The sequence below is a fragment of the Pseudomonas sp. dw_612 genome, assembly GCF_018449725.1.
Taxonomy (GTDB): domain Bacteria; phylum Pseudomonadota; class Gammaproteobacteria; order Pseudomonadales; family Pseudomonadaceae; genus Aquipseudomonas.
This window is the reverse complement of the sequence record NZ_JAAVVC010000010.1, coordinates 47,015-63,890: the sequence shown is the minus strand read 5'-3', so window position 1 is coordinate 63,890 and position 16,876 is coordinate 47,015. Positions and strand designations below refer to the sequence as shown.

Genomic DNA, 16,876 nt, shown 5'->3' with positions numbered 1-16,876 from the left:
AAAAGCAAGATCAAAAGATCGCAGCCTTCGGCGGCGCCCACAGGCGCGTAGGAGCTGCCGAAGGCTGCGATCTTTTGACCTTCAGCGGTAAAGGACTTTCTCCGCCAATTCATCCGCCACCCGCGCTGGCGAGCGTTTTTCCGCTTGGGCGTGGGCGAAGACTTCGGTCAGCCGCGAGGCGATTTTCGACAGGTGCGCGGTGATGGTCGCCAGCTCTTCGCCCCGGTGTTTGAGCGAAACGTAGATCAGCCCGCCGGAATTGATCACGTAATCCGGCGCATACAGAATGCCGCGCCGTTCCAGTTGATCGGCAACATCCAGATGCGTCAGTTGATTGTTCGCCGAACCCGCCACCGCCGAACAGCGCAGTTGTGTCACGCTGTGGCTGTTGAGCACGCCGCCCAAACCGCACGGCGCGAGAATGTCACACGGGGTGCTGAGCAATGCGTCGTTGGCAATCGGATGGGCGCCGAGTTGTTCCATGGCCAGTTGCACTTTGCCGTGATCGATGTCGCTGACCAACAGTTCGGCACCGGCGGCGTGCAGTTGTTCGGCCAAGGCATAACCGACGTTGCCCAGACCTTGAATGGCCACACGCAAGCCTTCGAGGTTATCGCTGCCGAGCCGGGCCATGGCGGTGGCGCGAATGCCGGTGAACACGCCCATCGCCGCGTGGGGCGCGGGGTCCCCCGCCGAGGTGGTGCTGGTGACGTGTTGGGTTTGCTGGGCGATGCAATCCATGTCCGCCACCGAAGTGCCGCTGTCGATCGCGGTGATGTAGCGGCCGTCGAGTTGATTGATGCAACGGCCGAAGGCTTCGAACAGCGCCCCACGGTTTTCGACGTGGACCGGGCGCACGATCACCGCCACACCGCCGCCCTGGGCCAGGCCGGCCAGGGCTGCCTTGTAGCTCATGCCCTGAGCGAGGCGCATGGCGTCCTCGACGGCGGACTCATCGCTGGGGTAGGCAAGGTAACGACAACCGCCCAGAGCAGGCCCCAGGCGGCTGTTATGAATGGCAATCACCGCCTTCAACCCGGTGACCGGGTCTACGCTAAGGTGTAGCGATTCAAGGCGAGTGCTTTGCATGAGAGCGAACATCGTAGGGCTCCCGAATCACTTCTAGTAGTCGCCAGTATAGGCTTGCGCCTGAAAATTGCTGAAGCGCACCGGAATAAGCAGCGCTCCGTTGAGGGCTTTCGGACATAACCTGCCACCGCCAACGCGCGACACTGGACGAAAGCGTGTGGCAGGGCTAAAACGAGGCATTCCCCGGAGATTTTGATGACCCCGCGCCAACGCTTCTTCGCCTGTCTGCAACGCTCACCGCCCGCGCTGTTCGAGGCGGCGCTGTGGATTGCGGCCGAACACGATGCCGAAGTGAACCCCGAGGTCGTACTGGCAGAGTTCGCGGAACTGCAACAGCGGGTCAGTGCCGGCCTGCCGATGCTGCCGGTGAGCGAACTGGCCCAGCCGTTGTTGCGACGCATGAATGACCTGGGGTTCGCCCAGGACGATTTCACCCCGCTGCGCCCGCAAGTGGCCTTGATTCATAAAGTGCTGGAACGCCGTCGCGGCCAACCGCTGACCCTGGGGCTGATTGCCCTGGAACTGGCCAGAAGGCTGGAAATCCCGATGGTCGGGGTCAACTTCCCCGGGCATTTCCTGCTACGGGTGCAGGGCGCGGATCACTTGCTCGACCCGTGCGGCGGCCGACGGTTGTACCCCAACGACTGCCGGGACTTGCTGCAACGCCAGTACGGCCCGAACATTAAACTGAGCGCCGAGCATTTGCTCACGGCCGACCCGGTGCACATGCTCCAGCGCCTGTCACGCAACCTGCGCCAGTTGCACCTCACCAACGATGACTACATCGGCGCGCTGGTGGACGCCGAACGCGTGCTGGAACTGGGCAACGGCAGCGCCTCCGATTACCTGGCCCGAGCCAGCCTCTATCAACGGCTCGACTGCCCGAACGCCGAGCGCTTCGATCTGGAACATGCGCTGCTGCTCAGCGACGATCCGATCCAGCGGATTCGCCTGACGGAACGACTGGGGCACCTGCCGCCAAACTCTGTTGTTCACTGATCCCTGTGGGAGCGGGCTTGCTCGCGAAGAGGGAGTGTCAGTCAGCATCTATGCAGCTGACACACCGCATTCGCGAGCAAGCCCGCTCCCACAGTGGGGATTGGTGTGAAGCGTTAAGGGGTGTCTGGCTGATTCGCCGGATGGGCCTTGATGAACGCCGGATGCGTTGCCGCCAACGCCGCAACCCGACGAATCCGCGGATACGCCTCCAACGAGATGTTGAAACGCTCCGCCGCATATAACTGCGGGATCAGGTAAACATCCGCCAGCCCCGGTTGATCGCCGAAGCAGTAACCAGCGTCACCGATCAACTGCTCCACCGTCGTCAACCCTTGGCCGATCCAGTGCCCGATCCACTCCACCACTTGCGGTTCGTCGTGCCCCGACTGCCGCAATTTATTGAGCACGCTGACGTTGTGCAGCGGATGCACATCGCAACCGATCACCGCCGCCACACCACGCTCATGTGCACGGGCAGCAAGGTCCTTGGACAGCAGCGGCACCTGTGGATAACGTTCCTCCAGGTACTCGATGATCGCGGGCGACTGGATCAGCAACTCACCTTCATCAGTGCGCAATGCCGGCACCCGGCCTTGCGGATTGATCGCCAGGTACGATGGCTGACGGTGTTCGCCACCGGGCGGAGCGATCAGGTTGATCGGCAAGGCCTGGTAATCCAGGCCTTTCAACGCCAACGCAATGCGCGCCCGGTACGACGAGGTCGAGCGGTAGTAGGTATAGAGTTCCATGCCCCGATCCTCTTAGCGCGCCGGCACGACTTTGCCGCGGCATTCGCCGAAACCGATGGAGGCGAAACCGTCGCGGCTGCAACGGGCGCGCAGGATGATTTCGTCGCCGTCCTCAAGGAACTTGCGCACCTCGCCGGACGCCAGTTCGATCGGCTTTTTACCGCCCTCGGTGATTTCCAGCAGGCTGCCGAACTGACCGCTTTCCGGGCCGGACAAAGTGCCCGAACCGAACAGATCACCGGCCTGCAATTGGCAACCGTTGACGCTGTGATGCGCAACCATTTGCGCCACGGTCCAGTACATGTGTTTGGTGTTGCTCAGAGTCAGGCGATGGGCCGGCAGGTTTTGCTCGCGCATTGTTTCGGTGAGCAGCAACACTTCCAGTTCGATGTCGAAGGCACCGCCATCCTGATCGCGTTTGTCGGTGAGGTACGGCAGCGGCAGCGGATCACCTTCCGGACGCGCCGGTTGCGCGCGACGGAAAGGTTCCAGCGCTTCAGCGGTGACGACCCACGGCGAGATGCTGGTGATGAAGCTCTTGGACAGGAAGGGCCCCAGCGGCTGGTATTCCCAGGCCTGGATATCCCGCGCCGACCAGTCGTTGAGCAGGCAGAAACCGGCAATGTGATCCGCCGCGTCGCCAATGGCGATCGAGTCGCCCATCTCGTTGCCCTGGCCGATCCAGATCCCCAGTTCCAGTTCGTAGTCCAGGCGTGCACACGGCCCGAAGGTTGGTTCGGTCTGCCCGGCCGGCAGGGTCTGGCCCTTCGGACGACGCACGTCGGTGCCGGACGGGCGAATGGTCGAGGCGCGGCCGTGGTAACCGATCGGCACGTACTTGTAGTTCGGCAGCAACGGGTTGTCCGGGCGGAACAGTTTGCCGACGTTTTGTGCGTGCTCGATGCCGACGTAGAAGTCGGTGTAGTCGTTGATTTTCGCCGGCAGATGCATCACGCAATTCGCCGCCAGTGGCAGCAGTTTGGCGCCTTGGGCTTCGAGCTTGCCGTGCAGGGTGCTGCCTTCGGCGAACAGTTCCAGCAGGCGTTCGCGCAGGGCAACGCGGGCATCGCGGCCCAGTTCGAAGAAGGCATTGAGCTGACCGCCACGGGCCGCTTCGACCGCCGTGCGTGCGGCGCCTTCGAACAGGCCGGCGTCCAGCGCCGCTTCCAGGTCGAAAATATGCTCGCCGATCGCCACGCCACTGCGCGGTGCCGAACCCTTCACGCTGAACACGCCCAGTGGCAGGTTCTGCAGCGGGAAATCGGTGTGGCCATTGGCGGAGGCAACCCAGCTACGAGGGATGGAAGTCTGAGTCATGGGTTATCTCCGGGTCGGGTCGAAAGTGACGGGCAGCGTGGCCCAGCAGGCGTCGTAGTTGGTTTGCAGTTGCGGGCATTCGAGGGCGAACTGGCTCGGGCGCAGCACCTGGCTGGTCTCGAACATGAAGGCCATGGTGTTGTCGATTTTCGCTGGCGCCAGCTCGGCGTTGATCGCTTTGGTGCAGCTCTCGCCGTCGGGGCCGTGGGCGCTCATGCAGCTGTGCAGCGAAGCACCACCGGGCACGAAGCCTTCGGCCTTGGCGTCGTATTCGCCCTTGATCAGGCCCATGAATTCGTTCATCAGGTTGCGGTGGAACCAGGGCGGGCGGAAGGTTTTCTCGGCCACCATCCAGCGTGGCGGGAAGATCACGAAGTCGAGGTTGGCCAAGCCGTGGACGCTGGTCGGCGAGGTCAGGACGGTGAAGATCGATGGGTCCGGGTGATCGAAACTCACGGTGCCGATGGTGTTAAAACGGCGCAGGTCATATTTGTAGGGCACGTTGTTGCCGTGCCAGGCCACCACGTTCAGCGGCGAGTGATTGAGCTCGCAGCCCCACAGCTGGCCGAGGAATTTCTGCACCAGAGTGGTCGGTTGCTTGAGGTCTTCGTAATGCGCCACCGGAGTCAGGAAGTCCCTTGGATTGGCCAGGCCGTTGCTGCCGATTGGCCCGAGGTCCGGCAAGCGTAGAGGCGCGCCATGGTTTTCGGCGATGTAGCCGCGGGCCTGTGGGTCGAGCAGTTCGACGCGGAATTTCAGACCGCGCGGCAGCACGGCGATTTCCAGTGGCTCCAGTTCCAGCACACCCAGTTCAGTGGCGATGCGCAGGCGACCCAGTTCCGGCACCAGCAGCAATTCACCATCAGCATTGAAGAACACGCGCTCCATGGAGCGGTTGGCGCGGTAGCTGTAAATACTGATCCCGGACGGTTTTTCCGCGCCGGCGTTGGCAGCCATATTCACCAGCCCGTCGATGAAATCGGTGGGTTCGCTCGGGATGTCCAACGGGTTCCAGCGCAGTCGGTTGGGGGTCACTTCACCCAACGGACCACCGGCCAGTTGCCGGTCCAGTTTGACGAACGCCGGGTGATTGGCCGACGGCTGAATGCGGTACATCCAGGTGCGCCGCGCTTCGCTGCGGGCCATGGTGAACGCGGTGCCGGAAAACAGTTCGGTGTAGAGGCCGTAGGGGACTTTTTGCGGGGAGTTCTGGCCGACGGGCAATGCGCCGGGCAACGCTTCACTGCTGAATTCGTTACCGAAGCCTGACTGATAAGCCAGCGCTGGCGCCGTTGAATCGAGGTTCATGGAGCCTCCTGAACAGGGAGTAGGCAATGGCCTGTCGCTCTGTTGCAGAGGTCTTGGCACGCCCGGGTTATTTTTATCGTAATTCAATTACGCTTAACGTAATTTGATTGGTATTGACCGTCAAGCTATAAAGACGCCCATTCGTCCCGGGATCACACCGCCTCCATGGAAAAGCCGCGCAGCAACGATAAGCAGAAAGTCCGTTCGGCCGAGGTCGGCACTGACATCCTCAAGGCCCTGGCCGAACTGTCACCATCGACCTCGTTGTCGCGCCTGGCCGAACACGTACAGATGCCGGCGAGCAAGGTTCATCGCTATTTGCAGGCGCTGATCGCCAGCGGTTTTGCCGAACAAAATACCGCCACCAACCATTACGGCCTCGGTCGCGAAGCCTTGCGCGTGGGCCTCGCCGCACTCAACAGTATGGACGTGCTGAAAGTCGCCGCCCTGCCCCTGGCCGAGTTGCGCGATGACTTGAACGAAACCTGCTTCCTGGCGGTGTGGGGCAATCAGGGTGCGACCGTGGTGCACATCGAACCGGCGGTGCGCGCGGTGACGGTGGTGACGCAATTGGGCTCGGTGTTGCCGTTGCTCAGTTCTTCGACAGGGCTGGTGTTCAGTGCGTTTCTGCCGGACAGGGAAACCGTTGGGTTGCGCGAGCTGGAGATCCAGGCCAGCGAAGCCCATGCCTTGGCTGATAATCAGGTCTACACGAATTTGCGTGAACAGATCCGTGAGCGCGGCTTGCACCATGTTCACGGCTTGCTGATGCCGGGCGTCGACGCGTTATCCGCGCCGGTCTTCAATGCCGTGGGCAACGTGGCAGCGGTACTGACCATCGTCGGCCCGACGTCGCTGTTCCACGCCGATGAAGACGGCCCGGCGGCGCAGCGCTTGCTGGCGGCGACCCGGGCCGTGAGTTGGCGGATGGGTTATGAATCCTAGGCACTGACGATTCGAGGGCCATCCGCCAGTATCGCGTCAGCGTACCCAGGTTTTACTGCGAGCCTCGTCTTTTGAGATGTCCTGGACAATTTCCAGCAGCATCTTGTGCGGCACCTTCTGGCCGATGGCTTTCGACACCAGATCCGCCAGGGTCTTCGTATCACCCGCGAGATCAATCAAGGTTTTCTGCAGGCTGGAGACTGCCGGCTTGCCCAGTTCCTTGTACTTGCCGTAACCCAGTGTGGCCAGCTCTATCAGCGCTTCCTTGACTTGGTCGATGGCTTTAGCCCTGTCGCGATAGTGATACGCCTCAATCCCCTCAAACACATATTGGGTGATTTGCACGGCACTGGCGATGAGACCAATCGGCGGAATCGCCAGGCTGATGACCTGTGCCGCCAGCACCACCGTGTCGTATGTCACCTTGGTAATAATTTCCGCAAGGCTGGTGGTTTTCGCATCCACATCGTCGATGACGCGACTGATCATTTGCTCATAGGACCTGGAGAAGTCGCGCACCCGGCTATTCACCTCCAGGTCAGGCGCTTTGACGGTGTGTGTAGAAGCGAGCAAGGCATCGAAGTATTCGACCGCGAACGTGCGACTCTGGTAGTGAACCCGGTCGATGTAGTACTGCCGCAAATCATTGATTCGTACAGAAGAGTCGAAATATTCCAGCGGACGGAACCAAATGCCATCCGGCGCTTGTGGCGTGTACAGGTAATCCTTTACTTCGCGCCCCTTCATGAAGCGAAACACATAGACACCTTCCACCGGACGGCGTCGACCCAGATGGAACTGGTAAACGCTGTTTTCGTTGACCGGATAGTCGCCCATGACCGGCCCCCCATACCTGTCCGGCGTGCGCAGTGACGCAATGGCTTGCTTGAAGTCGTGAAAGACTTCCCGGGAAATCTGCCCCTGGAAGTAACCCGACAACGCGGCTCGATTCATTTCGGCCAGTTGCCGCTCAACATGCACTTCACGGCGAAAGTTGTAGGCCGGATCATTCATGTTCAAGTAAACCGAATGCAGCATATCAATGTATTTTTCGCCGGGGCGCAATGTCCGGGACCAACTGGCCAGATCAAGAATATTGAGTGTTGTCAGCGACGGGTGCCCAGGCTCCAGACGGAATCTGGGGTAACTATCGACCGGCAATCGATCATTCTCTACTGCGTAAAAACTTTTCTCTTGAGTCATCAGCGAGGTGAGCGACATTTTCTCAGACGGCCCGAACTCGATCCTGATCAAATCCGGATCGACCGCGACCACTTCACCGCGCTCTTTCAGCACCCCCTCAACCCGTTCCTTGATCAAGTCATAGGTGAACTTCTCGTAGGAAACAAGTGCCGCCTCACGACCTTCAACGGTGTACAAGGCTTTAAGTTGCGTATCAAGACTGGCAAACTCCTGACGTTCATCAAACGTCGCCGATCGATAATTAGGCGGTGCCAATGCAATACCTTCAAACTTGTCCCAATACACTTTTTCGCTGACCATTCCGGACAACGGTGGCTCGTCCAGCGACTGCGAAAGATCAACGAATCTCACCGACTCACTTTTCCAGGCATTGAATCTCCGTTCAAGGTCGCGAAGAAAGTTACGCAGGCTCGTCTGAAAGCGACTGCCCGCTTGCTGAGATAAATACTCCGGCTGGCGAGTTGCCCACTCATAGATGCGCCATTTTGCTTCCTCACTATTGGGAACTCCGTGCCACACTTTGCCACTGGGCTCGCCTGGCGCAAAGAACACACAACGTCCATCAGGGCGGCTTCTCTCGCTAATAAGAAAGAGATTTCTCAGCGGCGCACCCGTGCCCTGCAAAATAATCCCGCGAACCAACATCGACGGATCGCCGTGCAGCAACCGTTGCAGCCAATCCTCGTTTATTCCGCTGTTCGGGTACTCAAAACGATCGCAAAACGCAGTGAACTCCATCTGCCGGGACAGGTATTCCAGTGCGGCGCAATGCACGGCCTGCGAGGGATCGTTCATCAGCATTTGTGCGTAATCGGAGCGTATGTCTACTTGGGAAAGCCAATTCTGCATTGGAAAATACGAGATACCGCCAGCCGTCTGCCCCTCGAATGACAGCGTGATCCGGTCCTTGTCCTGCTGACCAAAAATCGCATAGTCGGTTAACGAGCGACGATCCTCCTGAATCACTTCCCGACCGCCCAACTTATATTGGTAACGGGTTCTGATAATGGATTGATCCGGGTCGATCGACGCACTGGTCGCGCTGCGCAGCCATTCCTGTGCGCGGTGTCGTGCGTATGCACTCAACGAAGCGCGCGGCCCCATGACTTTTTTAAGTTCAGCTTCAGTTTCCAGCATGGCCGTTTGAAGAGCGTCAAAGCGGCGCATATTATGTTCGCCAAACTTTTCGCGCCAATAATCAAGTACGGAATTGCGATCAGCTACTGAGTTGTTGATATCCATTTCAATTAACCTTGTCTCATTTGAAAAGTCCTTATGACTCCCCTCTGCGAACAAAGCTAACGACTGCACAGTACAAATAAAAGCAGAGACTCCTTGCCACTTATGTAGAACAATCCGACAGAGCCTAAAATACAAAACTTGCAACCGATATAACTTCAAACAGAACAGACTTAAATCACAGACTCAATAAAAATAGCCTTCACGCCAATAACCCCAGCCCCTTGGCCTTGGCGACCGCCTGGGTTCTTCGCTCTACGCCCAACTTCCCGTGAATCCGCCGCGCATGGGTTTTAACTGTATGTAACGAGATGAACAATTGTTCTGCAATCTGTTGATTGGAATTACCACGTGCAATCAACTCCAGCACTTCAAGTTCTCGCTGACTCAGCGGGTGATCAGCATTGCAGTGTGCCACCGGCAGGTGATCATCCTGGTCGACCAGGCGCTTGATCCGTTCTGGCAGGCGCGAACAGATATCTCGCCGCGCTTGCTGCAAATGACAGCGATCAACCCGCTCTTGCGCCTCGCGCCAGAATTCACGGGCGCCCGATTCATCACCGACGAGCCATGAGACTTCCACCTGGGCGAACAACAGTTCGGTTTCCAGGTTCACCAAGCCACAGCGCCGGGCCTGCTCCAATAACCGGTTCAGTTGCAGGATCGGGTCCTGGCAGCGATGCAAGTAAACCTGCGCCAATACCAACAAACACTCAATCCGCGGAATCAACTCCAGCGTCGCCGGCGGAGCCTGCCGTGCATTCGGCCCACGGTAATGGCGTAACACCCGCGTCAACGCCTCATGGGCCAACTCCGGCCGGCCCTGCTGCAACCAGAACTGACTGCTGACCTGCAACAAAACCCCGCGATACACCGTGTCGGGAATTTGCCGTTGTTGCATCAAGCGTTCGGCATCGCGCAAGCGGATAAAAGCCTGGGCATAGTCGCCCTGATTGGCCGCCAATTGCGCCTGGCCGAGAAAGCCGTACAACACGCGTTTGTCCTGGCTGCGCAGGCAAGCGTGCAGACCCGAATCAAAGAACTCGGCCGCCTGCTCATCGTGCCCCTGGCTCAACGCCAGACGGCCCCGGCGCAAAGCGATGCGCCCCAACAACGGTGTTGCCGGGTCGGCTTGCTGACTCAACAGTTCATGGATATTGGCCAGCAGGCTTTCGGCACGTCCGGCAGCGCCGCGTTGTTCCAGCAACTGCGCGTGATCGAGTTCCAGCAACCCTTCGAATAGCAACGAATCGTGCGCCCGCGCCAGGCACAGCGCTTCGCGATTCAGGGCCTGGGCGGCTTCAAGGTCGGCGTTGAGCAACGCCTGCTGGGTCAGCCCGGACAGGCACAACAGACGTGCGGACCAAGCCTCGGCGCCCAACGCCGTCAGTGCCTCCAGAAAGTGCGCGCGGGCAGACTCCCCGCGCCCCTGCAGATGCAGCAACCAGCCCATCTGCGCCTGCCAACGCGCGAGCAACTGACGCTGCAATGCCGCGCTCGGTTGCGGGGCGAAACGCGCCAATTGTTCGATGCAGTCCGACGCCTGCTCAAAGCGACCGGCGAACAACAGAGCCGCCGTGACCAGCCCGACCAATTGCGGCGAACCGAGCATCAAGTCATCGCCATGTTGCTCATGCAGCCGCAACAGCAGCGCGACATTCTGGCCGCGAAACAAGTGCTCGAGATTGAAATGCTGCAACAGGCTGACGGCCACCTCGAACTCTTCCGCCAACAGCGCTTGTTCGAACGCTGCTTGCCAGTCTTCCTGGGCGCAAAACCACTGACAGGCACGCCGATGCCAGGACCGCCCGCCCGGCCACGGTTCATCACGCATCAATCGACTCAGCGGCGCGAACACTTGCAACCAGTCCGGCGAATCGTGCCAGGCTTCGATAAAACAACCGCGCACGTGTAACTCATGCATCCAGCGCGCGCCCTCCCCGGCACCGAACAGGTGCTCGCACAGGCTGGCGTTGAACCGTGGCAGATGCGCCAGCACCTGCCAGGCTTCGGTCAGTTCGGCGGGCAAGTGGCTGAACAGTTCGTGCTGCAGATAATCGAGCAAGGTTGCCGTGCGGCCAGGATGATTGGGGTCCTTGGCCCATTGGCAGCCATCGAGCAAAGCAATGCGTACGGCAGCGCACCAACCACCACTGCGCTGAAAAATCCGCCTCGCGGTTTTCGCCGCCAACGGTGCCTCGAAGTGCAGCAACAGTCGCTCGATTTCGGCCGCCGTCAGTGCCAGTGTCCGACCTTCGAACTCATGCAGTTCATCATCCAGCAACAGGCGCGGCCAGTTGCAATGCGGCCGCCGCCGACCACTCAGCCACCAGGTGATCAGCGGGTTGCTGACCGCCAATAGTTGATCGAGCAGCCCGTCCAGTTCCGGTGCCGGGACACGGCAATAGTCGTCGACAAACAACCAGGTGGGCGTCTGCACGCGCGCCAGGTGCGCCAACAAGCCGGACTCGTCCGCCACCGGCAGTTGAAGCGCCTCCGCCAGCCGCTGGCAAAAATCGGCCCGGCTCAATGCTGCGCCGAACAACGCCAGCCAAACCACCCGACACTGCGCCGGCGCCTGCAACAAACACTCTGCCAGCAACGCACTCTTGCCACTGCCCGCCGGCGCACACAGCAGTTTTACCCGCGCGGGCGACGCCAGCAGCGGTTCGCTCAACCGGGCTCGGGAAAGGTGATGGGACGACAGGCGAGGAAGAAATCCAGGACGATCCAGACACGGGGTCATGGCGGTCATTGCGGCGTGCCTTTTTATAGTTGTGCCACCACCCTAGCCCTCTGCAACCCGCTTGTTGAGAAACATTCAGAACGCTGATTGGCCTTCATAAAAAACGCGACTCAGCAGTCATGCGCAATTCCCTGTGGGAGCGAGCTTGCTCGCGAAAGCGGTGGATCAGTCAACGTTGATGTCGACTGACAAGCCGCCTTCGCGAGCAAGCCCGCACCAACAGGGATTTATGGTGCTTTCTTAGCGAACGCCTTCCGCGCGCAGGGCCGATGGCGTGTAGTCCGCAGCCTTGGCTTCGAAGCCGAATTCGAAGCTGTGCTTCTCTTCGTTCTTCATGCCCAGGGCAATGTAGCGACCGGCAATGATGTCGTAGAGCGCTTCGAGGGTGTAGGCCTGGGCCTGGTGATCGTAGTAGTACTGGGCGTGACCTTCGGCCACGCGCCACAGTTGACCGCGACCGTCATAGTGGTCCACCAGCGCCACTTGCCAGCTGTCTTCGTCGATGTACATGTGGCGTTTGGCGTAGATGTGCCGCTCGCTCGGCTTGACCGTGCCGACCACTTCCCAGACCCGGTGCAGTTCATAGCGGGTCAGGTCCTGGTTGATGTGCCCGGCCTTGATGATGTCGTCGTACTTGAGGCTCGGCGAGTCGAGTTTGTAGCTGTTGTACGGGATGTACATTTCCTTTTTGCCGATCAGTTTCCAGTCGTAGCGATCCGGCGCGCCGGAGAACATGTCGAAGTTGTCGGAGGTGCGCAGGCCATCGGCGGCAGTACCCGGCCCATCGTAGGCAACCTGCGGTGCGCGACGCACACGGCGCTGACCGGCGTTGTAGATCCACGCCAGGCGCGGCTCCTTCACCTGATCCAGTGTTTCGTGGACCAGCAACACGTTACCGGCCAGACGCGCCGGCGCGGTCACTGATTGCTTGAAGAACGTCAGCACGTTGGCGGCTTTTTCCGGGTCCAGGTCTTTCATCAATTGCGGCACGGCGATCTCTTCTTCGAAGCGGATCGGCGTGTAGCTGCCGTTGGTCTGCGGGGTCACCTGGGTAATGATGCGCTTGAGGTTGCCGCCGTGATAACGGGTGATGTGGTTCCACAGCACCTCGACGCCATTCTTCGGAATCGGGAACGCGTAGTAGCGGTTGCCGGTGAAGTTGGCGAGGCCGTTACCGTCGTTGATGCTGGTCACGTTCAGCGCGCTGCGCTTGGCCGACTCGTAGATTTCCGGCGGCACGGCCACGGTGCGGTGGGTCGGGTAGACCGGGATCTTGTAGGTTTCCGGATAGCGCTTGAACATCGCCACCTGACCTTCCGAGAGTTTGTCCTTGTACTTGTCGACCGTCGCAGGGGTGATCACGAACAACGGCTTTTCGTTGGCAAACGGATCGGCGAGGAAGCCTTTGCTGTCCACCGCGCCGGCATTTTTCGGGATGCCGCCAGTCCAGGCCGGGATCGAGCCGTCGGCGTTGCCGGCCCTCTCCGCGCCCAGTGGGGTGAGAGTAGTGCCGAGCTTGTTCGCTTCATCCGGCGACACCGCCGCCATCACGTTGGCGGCCAGCAGGCTCAGGGCCAGGGCGCCGCATTGCAGAATCATCTTGCGCATCTAAATCATCCTTCTCAGCCAGATCAGAAGTTCACGCCGAAGCTCAGCGCCAGGAAGTCGCGGTCAGTCAGGGTGTTGTAGTCCCCGCCAAAAAAGTCGGTGTAACTCAGGCTCGCGGTATAGGTGTTGCGGTAGTCGGCATCGACCCCGACACTGATGGCTTTGGCACCTTCGTTGAACAGGCCGTTGGGGCCGTAACCGCTGACGTCATGGGACCAGGACAGGTTGGGCTTGAGGTTGATGCCGCCGATCACGTTGGCGTAATCGAGGATCGCCCGGGCGCGGTAGCCCCAGGAGGTCGAGGTGACGAAGCCGTCGGTGTCGCCGCCGAAACCGTACTGGCCATAGACCGAGTCGCGGCCATAACGCAGCTTGGTCCGCGACTCCAGGCCACCCACGCGCACCACCGCTGCTTCGCCGACCAGGGTCAAGCGCTGGGCGCCCAGCACTTGATCGAAGAAGTGGGTCAGGGTGCTTTGGATCTGGGTCACTTCCTTGCGGCGATAACCTTTGTTGTCGGCGCCCGGTGCGCTGGCGATCGGCGATGCCGTGCCACCGGCAATCGGGTTCAGCAACGCCAGGGTCAGGTCGTTGGTGTTGACCTGCACCGGGGCGTTGGGCCGGTAGCTGATTTCGCCAGTCCACGCGGTGCCGGTGGGCAAGGTGGTGGAGAAGCTCGCGCCGTACAGACGAATGTCTTCCGGGTAATCCAGGTAATACTGGCCGCGACCGAGCATCACACTTTGCGCCAGCCCCGAACCGCTGCCCGGTGCCAGTTGGTTGGCGATGCCGACCATGCCCGGCAGGCTGGCCAGGGTCGATGCACCGGCAGTGATCGTGCCGACGGTTGGCGTGCGGCTGTGGTAGTTCATGAAATACAGGCCGTACTCGGTATCGTCACCGAGCCAGCGCAACGCCGTGCCCCACTGCCCCGAATCCCGCGCATCGCGGTCGCCGCCACGAGGCACGATGACGCCTTCGCGAGTGACCTGAATCGGCTGGCCAAAGGCTGCCGCCAGCGGCGCCAACGGTGCAATCGCCGGGCTGCCGACGCTGTAGTTGTTGTTGCAACCGTCGGCCGCCACATCGACACCGAAGTAAGTGCCGCAGTTGTCGAGAACGGTCTGGTCCCATTCCAACTGATAGAAGCCTTCGACGGTCAGTTGATCGGTCAGGCCTTGCGAGCCGAACAGCATGTTCACCGGGATCAAGCCTTCTTTGATCTCGGCGCCGGGACGACGAAACGCAGAAACGTCGATCGGGTTGATGCTGTTGATCGAGTTGCCGATGAAGGTACTTTCGCCCCAGCTCACTACCTGCTTGCCGGCACGCACAGTGCCCGGCAGATCGGCGATGGAATAGTTGTGATAGATAAAGGCATCGAGGATCTGTGCCCCGGAAGACTTGGCGCCTTCTTTACGGCCGCTGTCGCTGATCTGTTTGAACTCGCGGTCCTCGTCCTTGAGTTCGAAGTCGTACCAATACTTGCCGCGCACGAACACACCGGTGTCGCCGTATTTCAATTCAAGGTCGTGGATGCCTTTCACGATCTTCGAAAAGGTTTCGCCCTTCTTGAAGTTCAGCCGCCCGTCATCACCGGTCGAAGACTGGCCCGTACCGCCGTTGACCGTGCCGACCAACGACTTGTCCGCGTCGCGCATGCCCCAGCTCGCGCCGACGGACAACGAAGAATCGAACGTCCCCTCGATTTCCCCGATATTGAATGCAACGGCGTGCGCCTGGGCGCAGCAACCCAAGGCCACCGCAGCGGCAAGCGCCTGCGGCGTGAAGATGGCGCGCATTGTTGTTTTTGTCATGCGTCTTCCCCGGTGAGTGACAGAAGGCCCCACCCTACTGCCGTAACCGGGGAGCGATAAGCGCACCAAGGAGGTATTCGCGCTGTACCTCTAAAGGATGAATGCCCGCACAGGACGGGGTTTTGCGCGGGGTATGGACGGGCTGGATGGCGGGTTATCAACTGAACGCATGACGCCGGGTTGGCGCCCGCTCTGTAGCAACTGCCGAAGCCTGCGTTCGGTGTAGCAGCTGCCGAGGTACGAGGCTGCGTTCGGCTGCGAAGCAGTCGTGAAATCAGGCGGCGCGGTGTTTCTGGAAGACCGCGTGCCCAGGTTTTACGACCGCTTCGCAGCCGAACGCAGCCTCGTACCTCGGCAGCTGCTACAAAAGCGGGCGATCCGTGTTTATCCGGGACTGTTACATGCCCCGTAACAGTGCATGTCTGGAATCGCTATTTTTCCTTTGGGTTCAACCCCTTATTCTTGCCGGGCTTTCACGGAAAACCGCCGGGAAGGATGCAGCGATGGCTGAGGCCATTTGCGCAAGATTTCAGATGAGTTGAAGTGGTTTTTCAGGTCATCGCTACCGTGTTCACTGACGTTGATTTATTGCTCCTTGATCTACGTCTTACTTCGGCCGCTGCGTTTGCAGCGGCCTTTTTTATGGGCGATGGTTTGTGAGCGAGGGATGGCTGACGGGAATGGCAGACTCAGGCAAGCCTGCCGGGTGAAGCGTGATCAGAGAGAATACTTCTGCAAATTCGCCATCATTTCCTTCAACGCCTCAATGTTGTCCTTCGGATGCGCCGCCCCTTCGAAATCGCAAATCTGCTGCCAGTGCGCCGCAACATCTTCCGGCGAGAACCCTACGCGAGGATCAAACCCGGCGCCGAGGCTGCGCTCCCAGCGCACCTTGCCCATCCAGCCGCCGCCGACTTCAAACAGCCCTGAGGTTTCCTGGCAGTTTTCGCTGGCCAGGTACACCACCAATGGGCTGACCAGTTCCGGTTTGAGTTGTTCGAACACTTGCGGCGGGATCAGGCCTTCGGTCATGCGGGTGCCGCCGGTCGGCGCGATGGCGTTGACCAGGATGTTGTTCTTGCGGCCTTCGATGGCCAGGGTGCGGGTCAGGCCGTAGAGGCCGAGTTTGGCCATGCCATAGTTGGACTGGCCGAAGTTGCCGTAGATGCCGGAGGTCGAGGCGGTGAAGATCACGCGGCCGTAGCTTTGCTCGCGCAGGTGCGGCCAGGCCGCGCGGGTGACTTTGTAGGCGCCTTCGACGTGGACGCGGTAAACCAGATCCCAGTCGGCGTCGTCCATTTTGTGGAAGGTCTTGTCCCGCAGGATGCCGGCGTTGTTGACCACGACATCGACGCGGCCAAACACGTCGAGGGCGTTTTGCACGAGTTTGTCGCCGTCGGTGACGGAGTCGTGGTTGGCCTCGGCGATACCGCCCGCCTCGCGAATTTCGGCGACCACGCGGTCCGCTGCCGAGGCGTTGGCACCTTCACCTTGAGCCGTGCCGCCGAGGTCGTTGACCAGCACTTTCGCGCCCTGCTTGGCGAACAGCAGCGCATGAGCCCGCCCGAGGCCGCCGCCAGCGCCGGTGATGATCACGACTTTATCTTCGAAGCGCACAGACTCATTCATGGGGGGACTCCAGCAGGCCTAAGGGACGATGACCTCGAGTGTCAGGCACGGGGCGGCGGGTCACAATCAAGACGAGGGGGCTGAATGGTGTGCGATAAGGCAGGGGGATGATGCGGTGAGTGTGGGAAAAAGATCGCAGAACCTGTAGGAGCAAAGCTTGCTCACGATGGCGGTTTATCAGGCGACGTCGATGTTGAATGTCAGTCCGTCATCGCGAGCAAGCTTTG

Annotated in this window: 11 protein-coding genes and 1 pseudogene; 2 read left to right on the top strand and 10 right to left on the bottom strand. The window is 60.2% G+C overall.

Annotated elements, in window-relative coordinates; genetic code table 11:
• Positions 1–81: 81 nt before the first annotated feature.
• Positions 82–1,101: a Glu/Leu/Phe/Val dehydrogenase dimerization domain-containing protein gene (locus HB680_RS16880; protein WP_213939741.1), complete on the bottom strand. Its 1,020-nt coding sequence runs from the start codon at positions 1,099–1,101 to the stop codon at positions 82–84.
• A gap of 183 nt (positions 1,102–1,284) precedes the next feature.
• Between HB680_RS16880 and HB680_RS16875 the strand changes: the two genes are divergently transcribed.
• The gene (locus tag HB680_RS16875; RefSeq protein ID WP_213939740.1) at positions 1,285–2,088 is read left to right on the top strand and encodes a transglutaminase family protein; all 804 of its coding nucleotides are present in this window, start codon (positions 1,285–1,287) and stop codon (positions 2,086–2,088) included.
• A 113-nt stretch (positions 2,089–2,201) separates the two neighbouring features.
• Here the strand turns inward: HB680_RS16875 and maiA are convergent, their stop codons facing one another.
• From maiA to hmgA, 3 genes are read right to left on the bottom strand one after another with little or no spacing between them, the layout of a single operon-like run.
• A complete protein-coding gene (maiA, locus tag HB680_RS16870) occupies positions 2,202–2,837 on the bottom strand; it encodes a maleylacetoacetate isomerase (protein WP_213939739.1) in 636 nt (211 codons plus the stop codon).
• 12 nt (positions 2,838–2,849) lie between these two features.
• Complete coding sequence (fahA, locus tag HB680_RS16865; protein WP_213939738.1) at positions 2,850–4,154, bottom strand: fumarylacetoacetase; 1,305 nt, start codon at positions 4,152–4,154, stop codon at positions 2,850–2,852.
• A gap of 3 nt (positions 4,155–4,157) precedes the next feature.
• The gene (gene hmgA, locus HB680_RS16860) at positions 4,158–5,462 is read right to left on the bottom strand and encodes a homogentisate 1,2-dioxygenase (protein WP_213939737.1); all 1,305 of its coding nucleotides are present in this window, start codon (positions 5,460–5,462) and stop codon (positions 4,158–4,160) included.
• A gap of 165 nt (positions 5,463–5,627) precedes the next feature.
• Here hmgA and HB680_RS16855 point away from each other — a divergent pair, with 165 nt between their 5' ends.
• Entirely contained in the window at positions 5,628–6,407 is a 780-nt protein-coding gene (locus HB680_RS16855; protein ID WP_213939736.1) for an IclR family transcriptional regulator, read from the top strand.
• 36 nt (positions 6,408–6,443) lie between these two features.
• Here the strand turns inward: HB680_RS16855 and HB680_RS16850 are convergent, their stop codons facing one another.
• The 6 genes and pseudogenes from HB680_RS16850 to HB680_RS16830 form a co-directional block, all read right to left on the bottom strand.
• Positions 6,444–8,852, bottom strand: a complete 2,409-nt coding sequence (locus tag HB680_RS16850) for a DUF6543 domain-containing protein (protein WP_213939735.1) — start codon at positions 8,850–8,852, stop codon at positions 6,444–6,446.
• 199 nt (positions 8,853–9,051) lie between these two features.
• Positions 9,052–11,604 carry a LuxR C-terminal-related transcriptional regulator gene (locus HB680_RS16845; protein WP_213939734.1) on the bottom strand — a complete coding sequence of 851 codons (2,553 nt, stop codon included), beginning with the start codon at positions 11,602–11,604 and terminating at the stop codon, positions 9,052–9,054.
• Positions 11,605–11,726: 122 nt separating this feature from the next.
• Positions 11,727–11,822, bottom strand: a pseudogene (locus HB680_RS32845) (metal ABC transporter ATP-binding protein); the annotation flags it as partial.
• A 13-nt stretch (positions 11,823–11,835) separates the two neighbouring features.
• Positions 11,836–13,203: a DUF1329 domain-containing protein gene (locus tag HB680_RS16840; RefSeq protein WP_213939733.1), complete on the bottom strand. Its 1,368-nt coding sequence runs from the start codon at positions 13,201–13,203 to the stop codon at positions 11,836–11,838.
• 23 nt (positions 13,204–13,226) lie between these two features.
• A complete protein-coding gene (locus HB680_RS16835) occupies positions 13,227–15,020 on the bottom strand; it encodes a DUF1302 domain-containing protein (protein WP_213939732.1) in 1,794 nt (597 codons plus the stop codon).
• 717 nt (positions 15,021–15,737) lie between these two features.
• A complete protein-coding gene (locus HB680_RS16830) occupies positions 15,738–16,649 on the bottom strand; it encodes an SDR family oxidoreductase (RefSeq protein ID WP_213939731.1) in 912 nt (303 codons plus the stop codon).
• Between the last annotated feature and the right edge of the window lie 227 nt (positions 16,650–16,876).

Bases quoted from the DNA above. Each gene is read 5' to 3' on its own strand.
- HB680_RS16880 (WP_213939741.1), bottom strand. From the start codon at position 1,101: ATGTTCGCTCTCATGCAAAGCACTCGCCTTGAATCGCTACACCTTAGC.
- HB680_RS16875 (WP_213939740.1), top strand. From the start codon at position 1,285: ATGACCCCGCGCCAACGCTTCTTCGCCTGTCTGCAACGCTCACCGCCC.
- maiA (WP_213939739.1), bottom strand. From the start codon at position 2,837: ATGGAACTCTATACCTACTACCGCTCGACCTCGTCGTACCGGGCGCGC.
- fahA (WP_213939738.1), bottom strand. From the start codon at position 4,154: ATGACTCAGACTTCCATCCCTCGTAGCTGGGTTGCCTCCGCCAATGGC.
- hmgA (WP_213939737.1), bottom strand. From the start codon at position 5,462: ATGAACCTCGATTCAACGGCGCCAGCGCTGGCTTATCAGTCAGGCTTC.
- HB680_RS16855 (WP_213939736.1), top strand. From the start codon at position 5,628: ATGGAAAAGCCGCGCAGCAACGATAAGCAGAAAGTCCGTTCGGCCGAG.
- HB680_RS16850 (WP_213939735.1), bottom strand. From the start codon at position 8,852: ATGGATATCAACAACTCAGTAGCTGATCGCAATTCCGTACTTGATTAT.
- HB680_RS16845 (WP_213939734.1), bottom strand. From the start codon at position 11,604: ATGACCGCCATGACCCCGTGTCTGGATCGTCCTGGATTTCTTCCTCGC.
- HB680_RS16840 (WP_213939733.1), bottom strand. From the start codon at position 13,203: ATGCGCAAGATGATTCTGCAATGCGGCGCCCTGGCCCTGAGCCTGCTG.
- HB680_RS16835 (WP_213939732.1), bottom strand. From the start codon at position 15,020: ATGACAAAAACAACAATGCGCGCCATCTTCACGCCGCAGGCGCTTGCC.
- HB680_RS16830 (WP_213939731.1), bottom strand. From the start codon at position 16,649: ATGAATGAGTCTGTGCGCTTCGAAGATAAAGTCGTGATCATCACCGGC.